The following is a 16,986-nucleotide window of genomic DNA, read 5'->3' as shown; positions in this document are numbered from 1 at the left end:
GTTATCCCTACCTTCTATTTAATTTCCGCCATAAGGTAGTGCGGCCAATCCCTAGAATTTTGGCTGCCTCGGTTTGATTCCCTCCAACCTGCTCTAATACTTGCAGAATATGTTTAATTTCATAATCCTCTAATTTACTTGTTTCATTTATTTGTGGACGATAAGTCAATCCGATGGACTGAAACGCACGCCCACCCGCCTCAATTACTGTCTCCTGATCAATCCACTCATCAGCGGAAAGAATTGCTGCCCTTTCTACTACATTGCGAAGTTGGCGGATATTACCCGGCCAATGGTATTCTTGCATAATCTGCATGGCCTCTTGCTTAAAACCACAAATCTTTTTGTGAATCTGATCTTCAAGCTCCTCTAAAAACAGATCGCATAAAAGTGGAATATCTTCCTTCCTTTCTCTTAATGCCGGAACGTGGATATGAAGAATATTTATGCGATAAAAGAGGTCTGCACGAAAACCGCCCGCCTCCACCATTTCTTCTAAATCCCGATTGGATGCAGTTACTACTCGGATATCTATAGGAATGACCCGTTCGTCACCCAGTCGCATCACTTCTTCCTCCTGCAGGACCCGAAGCAATCGCGCCTGAAGGGAGGCCGCTAGTTCCCCGATTTCATCCAAAAAGATTGTTCCACCATGGGCTAACTCAAACAAACCAGTTTTCCCGCCTTTTTTGGCCCCTGTGAAAGCACCTTCCACATAACCAAACAACTCACTTTCTAGCAGGTTTTCCGGGATAGCAGCACAGTTTACCGCGACGAACGGACCCTTGCTGCGATGGCTCAAGTTATGAATCATGTGGGCAAAAACTTCTTTTCCTACACCTGTTTCTCCAGAAAGAAGAATAGTAGAATCCGCTTTGGCATAGTTGCTGACCTTTTCCATGGCTCCCAGAAAGGAAGGACTGGTGCCCACAATTTTGTCTAACTGATATTTCGTCACATGGCCTTGATGTGAAAGCTTTTTACGAATTTCTTGTTCTTGCTGCTGTAGTTTTTTTAATTCCTGGAAAGTATTGACTACCCCCATCACTTTTTCTCCATAAAGAATCGGGATTCGATTTGCGATCATCTTCGTTCCGTTATACTCCTGGATGGAATTTAGCTCTTCTCTCCCACTAAGAAGGACTTGATTGATACGCGACTGGGGTAAAATATCATCAATTTTTCTTCCAACAATGTCGGTGGATTGAATATTTAAGATTTTCTCGGCAGCAGGATTGCAAACTGAAACCTTCCCTTGTTCATCAACAGAGATGACGCCATCTGCAATAAAATCGAGAATCGCTCGAATCTGCTTCGATCTGGCCGCTTCTTTGCGGCGAACCTCCAGAAGGTTCTTAGCCTCCTTAATCGCCTGAATAATCGACTCGATACCCGAGGACAAAACGACCGTCTTGATAGGTGTTTCCTTCAACTTTTGTACATAAACCCATTTCCCAATGAGAACCTCGATGTCCCGCTCCATTAAGCGGTGAACGGCAAGATCTACATCTTCCAGTGACTCTATCACGTGTTTTTCGATGGGATAATGAAAAATCTCCTCCAGAGCCTCCACCCCGTGTAAAACATCTGGGATATCCGCTATTCCAATTTTTTGACCTAACTGTCTAGCTTCCATAAATGCACGAAGAAGATCATATCCAGTGATCGGGATCTCAACGAGAGGGATATTAACGCCGGATTGCGCTATTTTCCAAGCAGAAGTTCCGCGGCTAATCAGCACTTCCACACCGCTGGCTTCTGCTCGTTTCGCATGCTTCACCGCTTCATCCATACTTCCTACATGGATGGGGATCTTCACCCCAAGCTTCTCACATGCCTGCTCAGCAACCTTCGCTTGGTCTTCAAAAGGGGCTATAAGTTGTATAGGGTCCATAAGCGCCTCCTGTTCCCAATTTTCATAAAATAACAATTCTATTAAACTGGCCTAAATCCCTCTTTGTTGGACCCTATTTCATTTTTATCACTTTTTCTACCTGACCCATCGGACCTTGCGGAGAGACAACCGCCACTACCGCCCCCACTTCATAAAGGAGACGAATAATCGCTTTCATATCTTCCCAATTCATAGATTTAAAGGCGCTTCCCCCGAGTATGACCCCCAACCCGCTCAACCCATCCACGCCAAATTGATGAGTGATTTGTTCCGCCCAGGCTGCTAAAGATTGCCTTTGCTTAGAGCTTGCACTTAACTCAATAAAAAACATTTCTGGAATGTTCATTTCAAGAGAACCTACACCTAGGAGATTCCCCATCTTTTGTGGGGGGATCAGGATAGCTGCGGCACCGTAGGCACCATACTGACAGACCTCCCATCCGCCACCCGCTATGAATAAACCCGACATTTTTTGTTGCCCCTGATCTCGTATGAATTTCAGTGGATCCTCTTGTAATGCACATGGTCGAATACCATACCTGCGGCAAAAACTGAGAATAAAGGTGTCAGGGGAATGGAGATCCAAGGCTAGCCTAATGCGTTCTGGTTTAATAACCTGTTCAAAGCCCTCTTTTTGGAAACTTTCCATGGCGTAAAGGAAAGAGTCTTTATAACCTAATACCCAATCGGGTTCAAGCTTTACAAATTCCCCCGGCTGCACGGACTGGCGTTTCGCTGCACGGGCAAATACCCGCTCCAAAACATTCATCCTAGGTCACCCAGTTTAACAATTAGGATTTTCTATCCAATGGGCCTGCGCGGCTGCTACACTCTTTCCTAACTCCACTTCACACCCGATTTTCTTCAGCCCCAATTCTAAAGCTGCAAACATTTTCAAAAGATCGGCCGCATCGGTATATCCCATATGGCCCAAACGAAGCAGTTTGCCTTTTAGTTTTCCAAGCCCTCCACCTACAGCTACATGGAATTCTTCTCTCATCATCTTGCGGAATTGATCCGCATCAGCTAAATCAAAAACAACTGAAGTAAGGGTTGGACTTGCAGCTGAATCTTCCACAAGCAAAGGCAAACCAAGTGCGCGAACCCCTGCTCTTGTCATATCTCGCAGCGCCGCATGACGCTTAAAAGACGCCTCCATGCCACCTGCTCTTTCAATCATTCGGCAGGATTCCAGCAATCCATTGACAAGTGCAATATTAGGTGTATACGGAGTATGTCCCTTATGAATTAATTCCCTATATTTCTTTAGATCAAAATAGAAGGAAGGACATTTATGCTCCTGGATCATCCCCCAGGCTTTTTCACTTACTGTTACAAGCGCATTTCCAGGAGGCAGCATCAATGCTTTCTGTCCGCCGGTTGCGACTATATCGATCCCCCATTCATCCATATAGAGAGGGGTTCCCGCAATAGAACTGACCGCATCAACAACAAAAATCGCATCATAGTCCTTGATGATTCCAGCTAAAGCCTGAATATTATTGATTGCACCGGTAGATGTCTCACAATGTGTAGCGTATACGGCCTTAATTTCAGGGTGTTGATCCAATGCCTGCTTAACCGCTTCAGGATCGACAATCTCCCCCCATGGTGCATCCACACGAATCACGTTAATCCCCAGATGGGAAGCGATGTCGGTCAGATATTCCCCGAAATAACCGATCACACAGATTAAAATGGTATCACCAGGGCCAGCAATATTAATCATGGAAGTTTCCAGAGCTGATGCGCCACTTCCACAAAGAATGTAAACATCGTTACGGGTTTGGAAAATTTCTTTGGAGACCTCCGCAGCCTCTTTCAAAATACCTTGAAATTCCTCATTTCTGTAATCCATCATCGGATGATCGAACGATCGCAGCATTGCACGTTGAATTTCCTTCGGAACCTGAACAGGCCCTGGCAATCTTAAATCCATTTTTTCAGAAAACATGTAATCCTCTCCTCTTGGTAAAATTTCATCTACCAATGATTTAAGCAATTAGCATGCCAAACTGAGAAAACGAATGTGTTTTAGGTTCTTTTGGCGGTAATCATGTTCGGATTAGGGGAAAGTTAGGGTATTGGAGAAAGGATTGGATGAGATTGATAACGGACATGGTTAGTCGGGTGTTTCGTATAGAAACAGTGAAACAGTTTCGTAGTTTCAAAAGGGAATAGTTTGGAGGGGTTCCTAATCTCGTTTTTCTTAATAGGGATTCTTTCTATGGTGGCGTTTGACCTACAGTGGGGGGCTGATAATAAGGGGAGGAATTCCCCTTATTGTCAAAAAGATAGGAGCCCCTGAAAGCTGCGCAATTCTACCTGGCTATTCTGCCCATTCTTTTAGCGGAGTCCATTACAAGCGGAGCGATCTCCAACATTTTATCGATCGTTAACCTTGAAACGGGACCGGATACACACAATGCACAAATCACTTTTCCGTGACGATTAAACACCGGGGCGGCAATGGCTGCTGTCCCTTGCTCCCGTTCTTCAGCACTAGTCGCAAATCCCGCTTCCCGAATCCTTTTCAATTGTTCAGTATACTTCTGCTGATCAACGGTCTCCGGCCATTTAAAATCATTTAGGTCGATTTCTTCAGAAAAGGCAACAAGAACCTTGCTTGAGGCTCCAACTGTTAAAGGCATTCTGACCCCGATCGGTGCCACACGGCGAATGGCCTGATTGCCTTCAACAGCTTGAATGCGGATCCTTTCCAAACCATCACGCACGTAGAGACTAATCGTTTCACCAATTAAATCTCTAATCCTTTCCATTTCCGGAAGAAATAAAATAGCCGGGTCGTCATCCCGTACCAAATTGGCAGATAGCTCCCACAGGCGAAAACCTAGCCGATATTTGTCCGTCATTTTATCACGAATCAGAAAGCCCTTCCCCTCCAAGGAAGCAAGTAACCGATAAACTGTGCTTTTATTTAAAGAAACCTGATGTGAAATCTCTGTAAGACTGAGTTCCTTGCTTTCGGTAAAACATAACAGGATATCCAATGCACGTTCAACAGCACGTACAGTATGTTTATTCTCTTCCATTGTATATCACTCCACTGGAAAGAAAGATTTGGTTAATAATTATAATCCGGGAAATCCTAAATTAGGGATTGAGTAATGGCTCTAGTCTCCTATAGAGTTTCACTCTACAAAACCCGATTGCACACAGTAATATTATATCCCAGGAAATGTACTTGGTAAAGGAGAGCCAATACTCTTTTATTTGACGGATATATTTGCAAATTAATTAAAATGGATATGTACGGCATTATTATTACGTAGTATAATGTTATTAGGAGAAACTAAGTTTCATCAGATGAAACAAAATCGAATCATGTTTCTGCTTTATAGGAAGCAATAGTTTCCATATATGTCGTTGAAGGAGGTCAAAGGAAAAAATGGCAAAAGATTTTTTTAATGTTCTCTCCGATTTAAAGGTAGGGGATAAAACGTATCGTTATTACAACATCCAGAATCTTGAGCAATTGGGACCTGTATCTAAACTCCCGTATTCGATCAGGGTGCTGTTGGAAGCTGCTGTCCGTCAATTTGATGGTGTAGCAATTACTGAAGAACATGTTAAAAAACTTGCGAACTGGACCGTAGAACGCGATCCAAATCAAGAGGTTCCATTTAAACCCGCTCGTATTGTATTACAGGACTTTACAGGGGTTCCAGCGGTTGTTGACCTAGCAGCGATGCGCGCAACAATGGAACGGATGGGTGGAGATGTTTCCAAAATCAACCCTCTCGTCCCTGTTGACCTCGTTATTGACCACTCTGTTATGGTTGATAGCTTCGGTACAAACAGTGCTTTGGAAGAAAATGAAAAGATTGAATTTGAACGCAACAGTGAACGTTATCGTTTCCTTCGCTGGGCACAAACTGCATTCAATAATTTCCGTGCCGTACCACCTTCCACAGGGATTGTCCACCAGGTTAACCTTGAATACCTAGCATCTGTAGCGGCTACTCGGGAAGTAGACGGCGAAACACAGGTATTCCCAGATTCACTCGTTGGTACTGACTCACATACCACCATGATCAATGGTCTTGGTGTAGTCGGCTGGGGTGTAGGGGGAATTGAAGCTGAAGCAGGAATGTTAGGACAGCCTTTGTATTTCGTTACACCTGAAGTTGTTGGATTTAAAATGACTGGAAAACTGTCTGAAGGTGCAACCGCCACAGACCTTGCCCTAACTGTAACGAATATTCTTCGCAAAAAGGGTGTAGTTGGTAAATTCGTTGAATACTTTGGTCCTGGTGTACAGAGCATGAGCTTGGCAGACCGGGCAACAGTTGCAAACATGGCCCCTGAGTATGGAGCTACTATTGGTTTCTTCCCAGTTGATGAAGAAACACTTAATTATATGCGCCTAACTGGACGCAGCGAAGAACAAATTTCCCTTGTTGAAAGCTACTATAAAGCCCAAGGAATGTTCTATTCTTCCGAAAGTCAAGAACCAGTCTATTCCGATATCGTTGAATTGGATCTTTCCACAGTAACCTCTTCCTTAGCTGGTCCGAAGCGTCCGCAAGACCGCGTTGAACTTGGCGATATGAAGCAGGCTTTTAACGATGCGGTACGGACCCCTATTGATAAAGGTGGATTTGGTCTAGCTGATGAGCAATTAAAGAAAGAAGTGACTGTTGAACATCCGAATGGTGAAAAAACAGTCATGAAAAACGGAGCGGTTGTGATCACAGCGATTACTAGCTGTACAAACACCTCCAATCCTAGCGTATTGATCGGTGCCGGATTAATCGCGAAAAAAGCAGTGGAAAAAGGACTAAAGAAACCTGCTTATGTAAAGAGCAGTTTGACTCCTGGTTCCCGCGTTGTAACAGATTATTTAAAAGAAGCAGGACTTTTAGACGCTCTAGAAACCCTTGGGTTCAACGTGGCTGGTTACGGTTGTGCGACCTGTATCGGTAACTCCGGTCCACTTCCTGAAGAAGTTAGCAAGGCGATTGCCGATTCTGATTTGACTGTTGCTGCCGTTTTATCCGGTAACCGTAACTTTGAAGGACGAATTCATGCCCAAGTGAAAGCAAACTACCTTGCTTCTCCTCCATTAGTTATTGCTTATGCTTTGGCAGGAACTGTGGATATTGATTTAACTAACGAACCGCTTGGATATGATCAAAATAATCAACCGGTTTATCTGAAAGATATTTGGCCAACTTCGAAAGAAATCCAAGATACACTAAGTTCGGCGGTTCGTCCTGAACTATTCCGCAAGCGTTATGAAGATGTCTTTAAGGCAAATAGCCGCTGGAATCAAATTGATGCACCTACTGGCGATCTCTATGAGTGGGATAAATCCTCCACTTACATTCAAGAGCCTCCGTTCTTTATGGAGCTCTCCGAGAACTTAAATGATATTGCTGATATTACTGGTGCAACAACACTAGCTTACCTTGGGGACTCTGTAACAACAGACCATATTTCCCCAGCCGGAAATATCAAGGCAGACAGCCCTGCAGGATTATACCTTCAGGAAAATGGAGTGAAGCGTATTGACTTTAACTCCTATGGATCCCGTCGTGGTAACCATGAAGTTATGATGCGCGGAACCTTCGCCAATATTCGTATCCGTAACAAGATGGCACCAGGAACTGAGGGTGGTGTAACCACTTATCTGCCAACTGGTGAAGTCATGTCCATCTATGATGCTTCGATGAAATATCAAGATGCAGGTACCCCACTTGTTGTTATTGCAGGTAAAGAATACGGTACAGGAAGTTCTCGTGACTGGGCTGCAAAAGGAACCTTACTGCTTGGCATTAAAGCCGTTATTGCCGAAAGCTTTGAACGGATTCACCGCAGCAACCTGGTAGGTATGGGTGTCCTTCCTTTACAGTTCGCTGATGGAACCAATGCTGAATCCCTTGGCATCACTGGAAAGGAAACCTATGATATTACCGGTTTAAGCAATGACATTAAACCAGGTCAAAAAATTAAAGTAAAAGCAACCCGTGAAGATGGAAGCAGCCTTGAATTTGATGCTGTTGTTCGTTTGGACAGCGTGGTTGACATTGAATACTACCGCAATGGTGGAATTCTTCAGACTGTTCTTCGTCAATTGGCAAATAAATAGTCTCACGCAAAAAGGAGCCTAATATAGGCTCCTTTATTTGTTTTATTTCTTCCACAAATTCTCAATTTCCTCAAGCATTTTTTTCAATGAATCATCATCGAGATTTCCCTTGGCCTTATACTCTTCCAGCTTTTTCTGAATTTCAAGTGCTGTTTTTTCTTCCTCCTGGTCCTCTTTTAAATCCGTAGGATCGAACCATACTAAGCTCCCCTCTGGACCACTTCGTAAATATGGGGTCTGCCAGTTTTCAGGATAATTATAAAGTTCACCGTTAATAATTATATCCAACACCTGATCATTCTCTAATGGGAGCAGATGATGGAACACCTCCTTCTCCCCCTCTGAAGTGAAATTTATATGAAGATAAGCATAGTGAAGATATTGTTCTCCAGTGACTCTATCACGAATCACCTCATAGGCCTCTGTGTCGTTTTGTGAGACATCCTTGATCGTCTCGACACGTTCCTTCAATTCGGAAGGCGATACGCTTTTCATCGATTTAAAAGATTGGTCCATTTGCTCTCCCCCTTCATGTTAGTTATACATCGTTCAGCAAAACTATACAATAAAATCGCACAGTTTCCGACAACCTTTTCCCGCATCTTCTGATACGCTGTATCATATAGAATGAAAAATGAAAGGTGACCCGTGATGAATGAAGTCGGATTGTATTCAATCAAAGAGATTTCTAACGAATTAAATGTAGACTGGCAAACCCTTCTTCGCTGGAAATATCAATTTGATTTTTATATTCCCACGTATCGACAGGAAAATCAATTAAAATACACCACACAAGCAGCCAAGATATTTGCTGTGATCCACCTTGCCAAACAGCTTCAGTTAAAAGATGAAGTGATTAATATCATTTTGGACAAGCATTTCTACTCCGATACAACCATTATGGAAAGTCTTCAATTAACGATTCAGGAATTAACAGAAGAAATGCAAGAGTTGCGCAAACAATTGGAGGAGAAACAAAGGAATCATCGTCAAGAAATAATTCGCTCTTTTCAAGGGCTGACATGGAAAGAACTGTGTGAATTAAAAAGAAAGTGCCCTGAAGATCTACTATTGGAAGATGTACATGGTTCTAATATAAACAGGGAAATTTCCCCTGTTAAAAATTGGTTTCAGCTTTGCATTAAATCTCCGCGGATTCTAAACAAATAAGTTCTTGGGGATTTTACCCAAATAAGGCTTCTGGTCCGATTACAAAGCCAAGCGGACTGTAAAGACGCTATTTCTTACCAAATGCCAAAACTTGAAGGGGAACCCACCGGAAAGAAATATTTAACGTAAAAAAATCGGTTATACACCGATTTTTCCCTTAACCTATAAAAACCATTAAAAACACAGCAAAATATACTGAATTCACAATCTCAATAATTCCTATTTGCTTGGGGGACAGTTTCCTCCCGTATAAAAACAGTGCACGGACTACGCTTGGCACAAATGCGAGAATAAGTAAAGGATAAGCTGTCAAGAGGATTGCTAAAGCCATCGCAATATGATACCCCCAGGAAACCCAGCGGAAATTCGCATTGCGCTTTTCGCGGATTAATGATTTAACAAAAAACACGCTCCCCATAAAGAATAGTACACAGAACACCCAAATATAGAAGGCGTTTTGGTCTAGCTCTCCCGTTCCAACATAGTAGCTAACGGTTCCTCCCAAAGCTAAACTGGCTATCGCTGAGAAATCATTTAATACCGCTCGTTCATTTTTCATTTTGGCAAAATAAATATTAACCAAAAAAAACGGAAGGAGGGCAAATCCGAACCAAATGATCGAGAGATCGTGGTAAAGTGGAATGACCATCAAAAGAATGCCAAGTCCAAAATAAATGAAAACCCACCTTACAAAAGATTCCCGTCCTTTTTCCACTTGAAAAAGGCGCAATAAAGGGAAAGACGCAGCATAAAAAAGAAACCATCCAAGGACAAGGGGAACATGGACCCATTGTTGCTGCCCCGCCCCTATTCCGATGAACAGGGGAACTAAAAACATCGCCCAGGATCCATGCTGCTTCGGCAACATCAGCTTCATTCTTCTAGCTCCTTATGCTTGTGTATAAGCTTGTGGGATATAGGTGCAGAATGGCTCACTTTCCAAATAATCACCGGTCATAGCATAAGCACGAGATCTTGATCCTCCGCAAAGATGACGATATTCACACACTCCACATTTCCCTTTAAATCCATCGGGATTTCTTAAAGATTGAAAAACAGGAGAATCCCGATAGATCGATGCCAAGCTCTGTTCCCTTATATTTCCACAAACGACAGGTAATAATCCACTTGGATATACGTCCCCAATATGTGAAATAAAAACAAAACCATTTCCATCATTTACTCCTTTTGGCGCCCGGCCAATCACATCTTTGATCTTTAACGGTTCAAAAGGTGCATCTAGGTGACCGTTTTTGCTTTCCGCCAATTCTTCCTTTTTCCTTTGTACAACAACCCTGCGGTAATGTTGGGCAGCTGTTGTTTTAATATCGTAGGGAACCCTCTTGTTGAGGTCATACAACCAATTGAAGACTTGTTCGTGTTCCACTGGGGAAATCATATCTGATTCCTTTCCCCGCCCAGTAGGAACAAGGAAAAATACGCTCCATAATACAACGCCAAGCTCTGTCATTTTCTCCGCAATCTTTGGCAGATCATCGAGGTTATATCGAGACACCGTTGTGTTAATTTGCAACGGAATCTCTAATTCTTTTAAGTACTGGATTGCATTCATTGTTAGATCAAATGATCCATTGGTTCCACGAAAACGGTCGTGAATTTCCGCAGTTGAACCATCTAAACTGAACGCCCAACGGGACAATCCCACTTCCTTCGCTTGCTCTATTGCACGCTTTGTTACCCTCGGTGTAGCGCTTGGGGTCATCGATACACTTAACCCAATGCTAATAGCGTATTTTGCCAGATCATAAATATCTTCCCGCATTAATGGGTCGCCGCCTGTGAACACTAACAACGGATTATCCATTTCAGCGATCTGATCTAATAATTTCGTTCCTTCTTCAAAGGAAAGTTCACGCGGATCTCGTTTGTATTGCGCCTCGGCACGACAATGCAAACATTTAAGTGCACACGCCCGGGTTACCTCCCAGATCACAATAAAGGGATTTTCATTGTAATCACGGTAGGGATTTATTCCTTTTGTATCCATAATTTCACTATTTTTAAACATATACAGATCCTCCTTCTCCAGGTAGGCTTGAAATTGAAATTGAAAATAATTATCAAGTCTTATATGCACATTTTAACTATTAGAAAATATCTTCACTATGACATTAATCACAGGAACGATGATGGTAATATTGAATTCCTTTTGAAAATAATTATCATTTAGTGATCAATGTCACGGATGGCAAAAGGAAAAAGCTGTACATTTTAAGGTGTAGATAGTGTTAATCCTAAGGAGGTAGAGGCTATGCAAACGATCTTTGAAAGTTCAAACAAAATCGGAGATATTGTAAAACGTTTGCCGAAGGCAAGTGATTTGTTTAAGCAGAACAGGATTGACTTTTGCTGTGGAGGAAATCGACCACTTAGTGAGGCCTTGCAGGAAAAGAATATAGATGAAGGTGCATTTTTAAACCAATTAAATCAATTGTACGAGGAAATGAAGAATTTAAATTCAAGTGATCGGGATTGGGAGCAGGCTCCTTACGGTGAATTAATCGACCACGTTGTATCTACCCATCACGCCTTTCTACATCAAGAACTGCCTGAGTTGAGTGGTTATGTGACCAAAATTCTTCGTGTTCACGGACCAAATCATTCAGAGTTGGCACAGCTTCATAAGTTATTTCATGAATTGAAGATGGATATGGAGCAGCACATGATTAAGGAAGAAGAAGTGATTTTCCCACTTATTAAGGAATATGAAAAAGATCATTCTGAAGATAAGTTGAACACGATTGTCACAGCAAATAGGGAGTTAGACGAAGAGCATAAGGCATCTGGTAATTTGCTTGAGCAAATTCGCCAGGTAACAAACGATTTTACTCTTCCGGAGGAAGCTTGTGCAACCTATACTCTAACCTTTAAAAGATTGGAAGCCTTAGAGTCTGATATGTTCCAGCATATCCATTTAGAAAACAATATCCTTTTCCCAAGATTGGAAAACGAGCTAACAATTTTAGTTGATTAAATATAATATTTGGATGGAGGGCTTTATTATGGAGCAAAATATTGTTGAATTGGATGTCCGCCCAATTTTATTGGCAAAACAAGAACCTTTTCAGGTGATTATGGAAACCGTAGAAAAGCTAAAACCAACTGATGTGTTTGTCATGCACGCAACATTTAATCCAACCCCACTGCTTAATGTAATGAAATCAAAAGGATATGCAAATTCGGTGGAATGTAAAGCAGAGGACCATTATGTAATCACATTTACCCGTGAGGGGTGATTTTGAATGGCCGAGTACAGCCTCAATAACCGAGGGCTGACACCACCGCAGCCAATGATTCGGACACTACAAAAACTTGATGAGATGGAAAAAGGCGACCGTTTAACAATCAACAATGACAGACAGCCAATGTTCTTGTATCCAGAGCTTGATGAGCGGGGCTATAGCTACGAAACTTCTCAACTACCGGATGGAAGCTTTCAAATCATCATCACGAAATGAGGATAACTTATGTTCCCAGCCGCTGCAACATCGAACACACCGATCAGTAAACTGCCTTTCTATTTTTTGCTGACAGGAGTCGTCGCGTTTCTGCTGTTGAATGTTATCCTATATTTAGGTATTCCCTCATTTATTGATGGGAATGTTCGTGGGCCTGTCCTTTGGACAGCCGCCCACCTTACCCTATTAGGATGGGCCATGATGGTAGCTATGGGTGCAATGTATCAATTGGTCTCGGTTGCTTTGCAGGTACCCATTTACAGCGAAAAATTAGGATACATTCAATTTTTTGTATACACCATCGGAATCCTTGGTCTGCTCCACGGCTTTTTTTGGTTTCAGCCGTCTGTTCTTGTTACATTTGGCATTTTAACCGTCATCGGCATCCTGCTTTTTATTTTTAATATGTGTAAGACCATTAGTATGATGCCGGAACAGACCTATATATCTCAATTTATCCTGTCAGCTTTAGTTTACTTATTCATAACGATTTTGATTGGCATCACACTTGCTGCGAATTTTAAATGGAGTTTTTTAGGAGAAATATACCAAAATCTGTTTTATACCCATATACTTACAGGGGTTGTCGGGTGGTTCACCCTTTTAATTTTTGGATTTTCATTCAAGATGGTCCCGATGTTTTCACTCTCCCATGGATTTGGGGAGACATTGCCGAAGCGGATGCTGCCAATCACACATATTGGGATGATTGCAACCATCTTAGGCTTATTTACTGGCTTCATGATTTTAATTGTCGTTGGGCTGATTATTGTAGCCTTAAATTATATTCTCTTCCTCCTCCATGTAAAGGATATTCTACAGAAGAGAATGAAGAAAAAGCTGGATGTTGGATTCACTACAGCCATTATGGCGGTCCTTTTTGGATTAGTGCCAATGCTGCTTTTTCCTTTAACATTGGGATTTAACTTGGGGAACCGCTTGCTTATCTCCCTTGTGTATTTGTTCATCTTTGGTTGGATCTCATACAGCATAATGGGTTATATGTACAAGATTGTTCCGTTTCTATGGTGGACGAAAAAATACAGCGATTTGATTGGAAGAGCCAACGTCCCACTTCTTAAGGACCTAATGAATGAACGACTCGCAAGAATTATTTTTATCACAACCGCTATTGGCTTAATTGGTTTTACAATCGGGATTTTGGCTTCACTTTCCAGTTTGCTTTACCTGTCACAGACCCTACTCCTTGTGGCAGCTATCTTGTTTACCTATATGGTATTTGAAGTATTTCGAAAGTAAAGGAGAAATGTCCCATGATAACCGAAGAAATGGTAATGCAAAAACTTTATGAAGTGTATGACCCAGAGCTTGGAATTAATATCGTTGACTTAGGATTAGTTTACGATGTGTTGATTGAAGATGATATTGTTAATGCCACTATTACACTAACTACCCCTGGTTGTCCAATGCATGACAGCATCACAGCTGGTGCACGCAATGCTATCTTGCAAATCGAAGGTGTAAAGCGGGCAAATGTTGAGTTAACCTGGACTCCAGCTTGGAACCCAGAAATGATGTCCGAAAGAGCAAAAAATATGCTAGGAAGAGCGTAATAATTGCGCAAGGAAAACCCGGTGGTGATCACCGGGTTTTGTTGTGTCTGGGGGGCGGGGTAGTTACCCTTTGAGCACTCTCCCATTTGATCAGATATCCAAAATGGCCTCTAGGCGGTTATGAAGGACAAAGCTTGAGCCATCTCCACTGGGAATGTCCATAGACCCGATGAAGGAATGATCCCTGGTCAAACAACTCGCTATAAGGTTGATTCGGACTCTGTTTGGTGGAACCTGCGAGAGTCAGTCTGAATCGAGGGGTGATTCGGACTCTGTTTGGCGGAACCAACGAGGTTCAGTCCGAATCAAGGGGTGATTCGGACTCAGTCTAGCTAAATCAACGGGATTCAGTCCGAATCCAGAGGTGATTCGGACTCTGTTTGGCGGAACCAACGAGAGTCAGTCCGAATCGAGGGGTGATTCGGACTCTGTTTGGCGGAACCAACAAGAGTCAGTCCGAATCGAGGGGTGATTCGGACTCTGTTTAGCGCAATCAGCGAGAGTCAGTCCGAATCGAGGGGTGATTCGGACTCTGTTTGGCGGAACCAACGAGATTCAGTCCGAATCAAAGCCAACACAAAAAAGAGGAACGATCCCGAGACGAATCGCTCCCCTTTTCTCTAGCCTATCTTATTCTTCATTTGCGTAATATCGCTAAACATACCGGCATAGTTTTTCAATTCCCCAGCCTCATTTCTAATCGAACTAATAGTCAACAATTGCTGATAGATCTCGCCATTCTTTCGTTTGTTCCAGATTTCTCCGGTCCACTGTCCAGTTTCAGCGATGTCTTTCCACATTTTTTCGTAGAAATCTTTTCCCTGTATTCCGGAGCTGAAGATCCGGGGTTCTTTTCCAATGACCTCATCGGGTGCATACCCTGTGACCTTTGTAAACGATGGGTTTACGGAGACTATCTTCCCTTTTAAATCTGTAATTAGAACACCCTCCACAGTACTCTCAATAACTTGCGATGCCAAGTACATTTTATCTTGATAAAACATCCACAAAACAATCACGAAGCTAGCTAAGGCAAATTGAGAAAGGGCCATGAAACCGATGGCGTAATGACCGGTTATTTCGTAAACAGTTGATAGAACCAATGGTGGAAAGAAGCCGCCTAATCCTCCCATTGCAGAAACCAGACCGTTTACAACGCCCGCTTGTTTGCTGAAATAAAGGGGTACCAATTTAAATACTGTACCATTGCCGACTCCCGCACACGCCGCAATGCTTAACGCTCCGATTGTATAAAGTTCAATGTTCGGTGAGAAGGAAAGCAACACACCTGATACGGTCAAGCCAAGAAATACGACCATTAATATGTGATAGGGATTCCAACGGTCTGCAAGCCATCCCCCTAAAGGACGGATAAAGGTGGCGAGCGCAATATATCCAGCAGTCCGAAGTCCTGCATCGACTTTGTCTAGTCCAAAATAATCAACAAGGAAATTGGGTAAATAAACGGTAAAAGCTACGAATGAACCAAAAGTAATAAAGTAGAATAGGCTTAGAAACCAAAGTTTTTGATTTTTGTATACTTCTCTGATTTGCTTCATGAGTGGGGTGGTTACCTTTTTCTCATGGCGATCCCCAAAAAGAAAGATTAGCAAAGCAAACCCAGCTAACAGTATCATAGAGAGCTGGATGGTGGTTGACCACCCAAGATGATTAGCCAAAACTGGTGCACTAAATGCTGTAATTGCAGTTCCGATATTCCCAACTCCATAAATTCCATTAACAAACCCATGTCGATCTTTGGAATAATACTTTGGCACTGATGTAACTCCGATAGAAAAGGTTGCACCAGCAACCCCGATGAACAGGTTTCCAATGAACAAGTCGAGGAATGAGTCTGCATGACTTACATAGAAAACAGGAACTAGTAAAACAACGAAAGAAATGAAAAACATCACCCTAGCCCCATACCGATTTGCCAAATAACCGACCGGTATCCTAAGAACGGAGCCGAGTAAAACAGGGATGGCTGTGATCCAGGCAATTTGTCCGGCAGTCAATACGATATCCTCTTTAATAAAGGCAATTAATGGGGAAAGCAGCACCCATACAATAAAGGCTGCAATCATACATAACGTTTGCAGAGGCAATTGAATCCTTTGGATCATAAAGATTCCACCTTTGTTTGATGTTTTAATAAAACCTTTCTATTGATTATAAGAAGGATAGTGCAGAATATTTGTGAGATTAATCACGTGACACAAAATATCCAATCATTGTTCACACTTCATTAACAAAGACGTCATCGTTTAGACGAAATTATAAAACCTCCACTACTAGTGCGTAAGGAGGTTCGTTTATAATCGGTAGGCGCCCTTTTCATGACACATGTAGTTTTATTTTAGAAATATAAAAAGGGCCAACCCTAAAGTATAGGGCTGACCTTTTTCATACAAAATTAGATTTTTTTAATTGAAACACGCCATACTTCTGGCCCTTGCTCAATGAATTCCCATTCAAATTGGTTTGGGCGCTCCATCATGAATTGATATTGAAGAGGTCTTGGATCATGATCATTGATGATTTGCATGGCTTCACCGTTATTCAAATCATCAAAAGTCCGGAAGATGGTTGGGTGTTTTTCTCTTGGAAGATATTTACGAACGTCTACTTCTGCAGCAAACATAGTATCCCTCTTTTCATAATAGGTTTCTTTCTACAGTTTTCATTCTAAATGAAATTCATTCTCGAAGAAGTGATGACCATCACAAAATTCAAATCTATCTCATTTCATGGTTA

The 16,986-nt window shown here is 42.2% G+C and carries 16 protein-coding genes; 7 read left to right on the top strand and 9 right to left on the bottom strand.

Going from position 1 to position 16,986, the window contains the following annotated elements; all coding sequences use genetic code 11:
• Positions 1-7: 7 nt before the first annotated feature.
• From J2Z37_RS13280 to J2Z37_RS13265, 4 genes are all read right to left on the bottom strand, one after another.
• Complete coding sequence (locus J2Z37_RS13280; RefSeq protein ID WP_209810743.1) at positions 8-1,894, bottom strand: sigma 54-interacting transcriptional regulator; 1,887 nt, start codon at positions 1,892-1,894, stop codon at positions 8-10.
• A gap of 73 nt (positions 1,895-1,967) precedes the next feature.
• Positions 1,968-2,663, bottom strand: coding sequence for a hypothetical protein (locus J2Z37_RS13275; RefSeq protein ID WP_209810742.1), 696 nt, complete (start codon positions 2,661-2,663; stop codon positions 1,968-1,970).
• A 15-nt stretch (positions 2,664-2,678) separates the two neighbouring features.
• A complete protein-coding gene (locus tag J2Z37_RS13270; RefSeq protein WP_209810741.1) occupies positions 2,679-3,848 on the bottom strand; it encodes a pyridoxal-phosphate-dependent aminotransferase family protein in 1,170 nt (389 codons plus the stop codon).
• Between the two features lie 367 nt (positions 3,849-4,215).
• Entirely contained in the window at positions 4,216-4,947 is a 732-nt protein-coding gene (locus tag J2Z37_RS13265) for an IclR family transcriptional regulator (protein WP_209810740.1), read from the bottom strand.
• Between the two features lie 356 nt (positions 4,948-5,303).
• On the opposite strand from J2Z37_RS13265, the gene acnA reads away from it, so the two are divergent.
• Complete coding sequence (gene acnA, locus J2Z37_RS13260) at positions 5,304-8,006, top strand: aconitate hydratase AcnA (protein WP_209810739.1); 2,703 nt, start codon at positions 5,304-5,306, stop codon at positions 8,004-8,006.
• 42 nt (positions 8,007-8,048) lie between these two features.
• Here the strand turns inward: acnA and J2Z37_RS13255 are convergent, their stop codons facing one another.
• A complete protein-coding gene (locus tag J2Z37_RS13255; protein ID WP_209810738.1) occupies positions 8,049-8,522 on the bottom strand; it encodes a hypothetical protein in 474 nt (157 codons plus the stop codon).
• A 135-nt stretch (positions 8,523-8,657) separates the two neighbouring features.
• Between J2Z37_RS13255 and J2Z37_RS13250 the strand changes: the two genes are divergently transcribed.
• The gene (locus tag J2Z37_RS13250) at positions 8,658-9,176 is read left to right on the top strand and encodes a hypothetical protein (RefSeq protein ID WP_209810737.1); all 519 of its coding nucleotides are present in this window, start codon (positions 8,658-8,660) and stop codon (positions 9,174-9,176) included.
• Positions 9,177-9,333: 157 nt separating this feature from the next.
• On the opposite strand, the gene J2Z37_RS13245 is transcribed toward J2Z37_RS13250, so the two are convergent.
• Positions 9,334-10,053 (bottom strand): YwiC-like family protein, encoded by a 720-nt coding sequence (locus J2Z37_RS13245; RefSeq protein ID WP_209810736.1) that lies wholly within the window; start codon positions 10,051-10,053, stop codon positions 9,334-9,336.
• A 12-nt stretch (positions 10,054-10,065) separates the two neighbouring features.
• Positions 10,066-11,205: a TIGR04053 family radical SAM/SPASM domain-containing protein gene (locus J2Z37_RS13240; RefSeq protein WP_245203790.1), complete on the bottom strand. Its 1,140-nt coding sequence runs from the start codon at positions 11,203-11,205 to the stop codon at positions 10,066-10,068.
• A 243-nt stretch (positions 11,206-11,448) separates the two neighbouring features.
• Between J2Z37_RS13240 and ric the strand changes: the two genes are divergently transcribed.
• Genes ric through J2Z37_RS13220 form a run of 5 tightly spaced genes read left to right on the top strand, consistent with a single transcriptional unit; the run spans position 11,449 to position 14,229 of the window.
• The gene (gene ric / locus J2Z37_RS13235) at positions 11,449-12,171 is read left to right on the top strand and encodes an iron-sulfur cluster repair di-iron protein (RefSeq protein ID WP_209810735.1); all 723 of its coding nucleotides are present in this window, start codon (positions 11,449-11,451) and stop codon (positions 12,169-12,171) included.
• A gap of 28 nt (positions 12,172-12,199) precedes the next feature.
• The gene (locus tag J2Z37_RS25555) at positions 12,200-12,433 is read left to right on the top strand and encodes a DUF2249 domain-containing protein (protein ID WP_245203789.1); all 234 of its coding nucleotides are present in this window, start codon (positions 12,200-12,202) and stop codon (positions 12,431-12,433) included.
• Between the two features lie 6 nt (positions 12,434-12,439).
• The gene (locus J2Z37_RS25550; protein WP_245203788.1) at positions 12,440-12,655 is read left to right on the top strand and encodes a DUF2249 domain-containing protein; all 216 of its coding nucleotides are present in this window, start codon (positions 12,440-12,442) and stop codon (positions 12,653-12,655) included.
• Between the two features lie 9 nt (positions 12,656-12,664).
• Complete coding sequence (locus J2Z37_RS13225) at positions 12,665-13,915, top strand: hypothetical protein (protein WP_209810734.1); 1,251 nt, start codon at positions 12,665-12,667, stop codon at positions 13,913-13,915.
• Positions 13,916-13,929: 14 nt separating this feature from the next.
• Positions 13,930-14,229: a metal-sulfur cluster assembly factor gene (locus J2Z37_RS13220; RefSeq protein WP_209810733.1), complete on the top strand. Its 300-nt coding sequence runs from the start codon at positions 13,930-13,932 to the stop codon at positions 14,227-14,229.
• Positions 14,230-14,849: 620 nt separating this feature from the next.
• Here J2Z37_RS13220 and J2Z37_RS13215 read toward each other — a convergent pair.
• Together J2Z37_RS13215 and J2Z37_RS13210 are read right to left on the bottom strand one after the other, a co-directional pair.
• Positions 14,850-16,355 (bottom strand): nitrate/nitrite transporter, encoded by a 1,506-nt coding sequence (locus J2Z37_RS13215; protein WP_209810732.1) that lies wholly within the window; start codon positions 16,353-16,355, stop codon positions 14,850-14,852.
• 290 nt (positions 16,356-16,645) lie between these two features.
• On the bottom strand, positions 16,646-16,873 hold the full coding sequence (locus tag J2Z37_RS13210) for a DUF2249 domain-containing protein (protein WP_209810731.1): 228 nt from the start codon (positions 16,871-16,873) through the stop codon (positions 16,646-16,648).
• Positions 16,874-16,986 lie beyond the last annotated feature (113 nt).

Origin of the sequence: Ammoniphilus resinae (genome assembly GCF_017873965.1) — a bacterium.
Classification (GTDB): domain Bacteria; phylum Bacillota; class Bacilli; order Aneurinibacillales; family RAOX-1; genus Ammoniphilus_A; species Ammoniphilus_A resinae.
The sequence above is the reverse complement of the archived record's forward strand: the minus strand, read 5'-3'. Positions and strand labels throughout refer to the sequence as shown.

What these genes read in the sequence shown, in the direction of transcription:
- ric (WP_209810735.1), top strand. Translation starts at nt 11,449, where the DNA reads ATGCAAACGATCTTTGAAAGTTCAAACAAAATCGGAGATATTGTAAAA.
- J2Z37_RS13250 (WP_209810737.1), top strand. Translation starts at nt 8,658, where the DNA reads ATGAATGAAGTCGGATTGTATTCAATCAAAGAGATTTCTAACGAATTA.
- J2Z37_RS25555 (WP_245203789.1), top strand. Translation starts at nt 12,200, where the DNA reads ATGGAGCAAAATATTGTTGAATTGGATGTCCGCCCAATTTTATTGGCA.
- J2Z37_RS13255 (WP_209810738.1), bottom strand. Translation starts at nt 8,522, where the DNA reads ATGGACCAATCTTTTAAATCGATGAAAAGCGTATCGCCTTCCGAATTG.
- J2Z37_RS13225 (WP_209810734.1), top strand. Translation starts at nt 12,665, where the DNA reads ATGTTCCCAGCCGCTGCAACATCGAACACACCGATCAGTAAACTGCCT.
- J2Z37_RS13210 (WP_209810731.1), bottom strand. Translation starts at nt 16,873, where the DNA reads ATGTTTGCTGCAGAAGTAGACGTTCGTAAATATCTTCCAAGAGAAAAA.
- J2Z37_RS13275 (WP_209810742.1), bottom strand. Translation starts at nt 2,663, where the DNA reads ATGAATGTTTTGGAGCGGGTATTTGCCCGTGCAGCGAAACGCCAGTCC.
- J2Z37_RS13220 (WP_209810733.1), top strand. Translation starts at nt 13,930, where the DNA reads ATGATAACCGAAGAAATGGTAATGCAAAAACTTTATGAAGTGTATGAC.
- J2Z37_RS13270 (WP_209810741.1), bottom strand. Translation starts at nt 3,848, where the DNA reads ATGTTTTCTGAAAAAATGGATTTAAGATTGCCAGGGCCTGTTCAGGTT.
- J2Z37_RS13215 (WP_209810732.1), bottom strand. Translation starts at nt 16,355, where the DNA reads ATGATCCAAAGGATTCAATTGCCTCTGCAAACGTTATGTATGATTGCA.
- J2Z37_RS13265 (WP_209810740.1), bottom strand. Translation starts at nt 4,947, where the DNA reads ATGGAAGAGAATAAACATACTGTACGTGCTGTTGAACGTGCATTGGAT.
- J2Z37_RS13240 (WP_245203790.1), bottom strand. Translation starts at nt 11,205, where the DNA reads ATGTTTAAAAATAGTGAAATTATGGATACAAAAGGAATAAATCCCTAC.
- acnA (WP_209810739.1), top strand. Translation starts at nt 5,304, where the DNA reads ATGGCAAAAGATTTTTTTAATGTTCTCTCCGATTTAAAGGTAGGGGAT.
- J2Z37_RS13280 (WP_209810743.1), bottom strand. Translation starts at nt 1,894, where the DNA reads ATGGACCCTATACAACTTATAGCCCCTTTTGAAGACCAAGCGAAGGTT.
- J2Z37_RS25550 (WP_245203788.1), top strand. Translation starts at nt 12,440, where the DNA reads ATGGCCGAGTACAGCCTCAATAACCGAGGGCTGACACCACCGCAGCCA.
- J2Z37_RS13245 (WP_209810736.1), bottom strand. Translation starts at nt 10,053, where the DNA reads ATGAAGCTGATGTTGCCGAAGCAGCATGGATCCTGGGCGATGTTTTTA.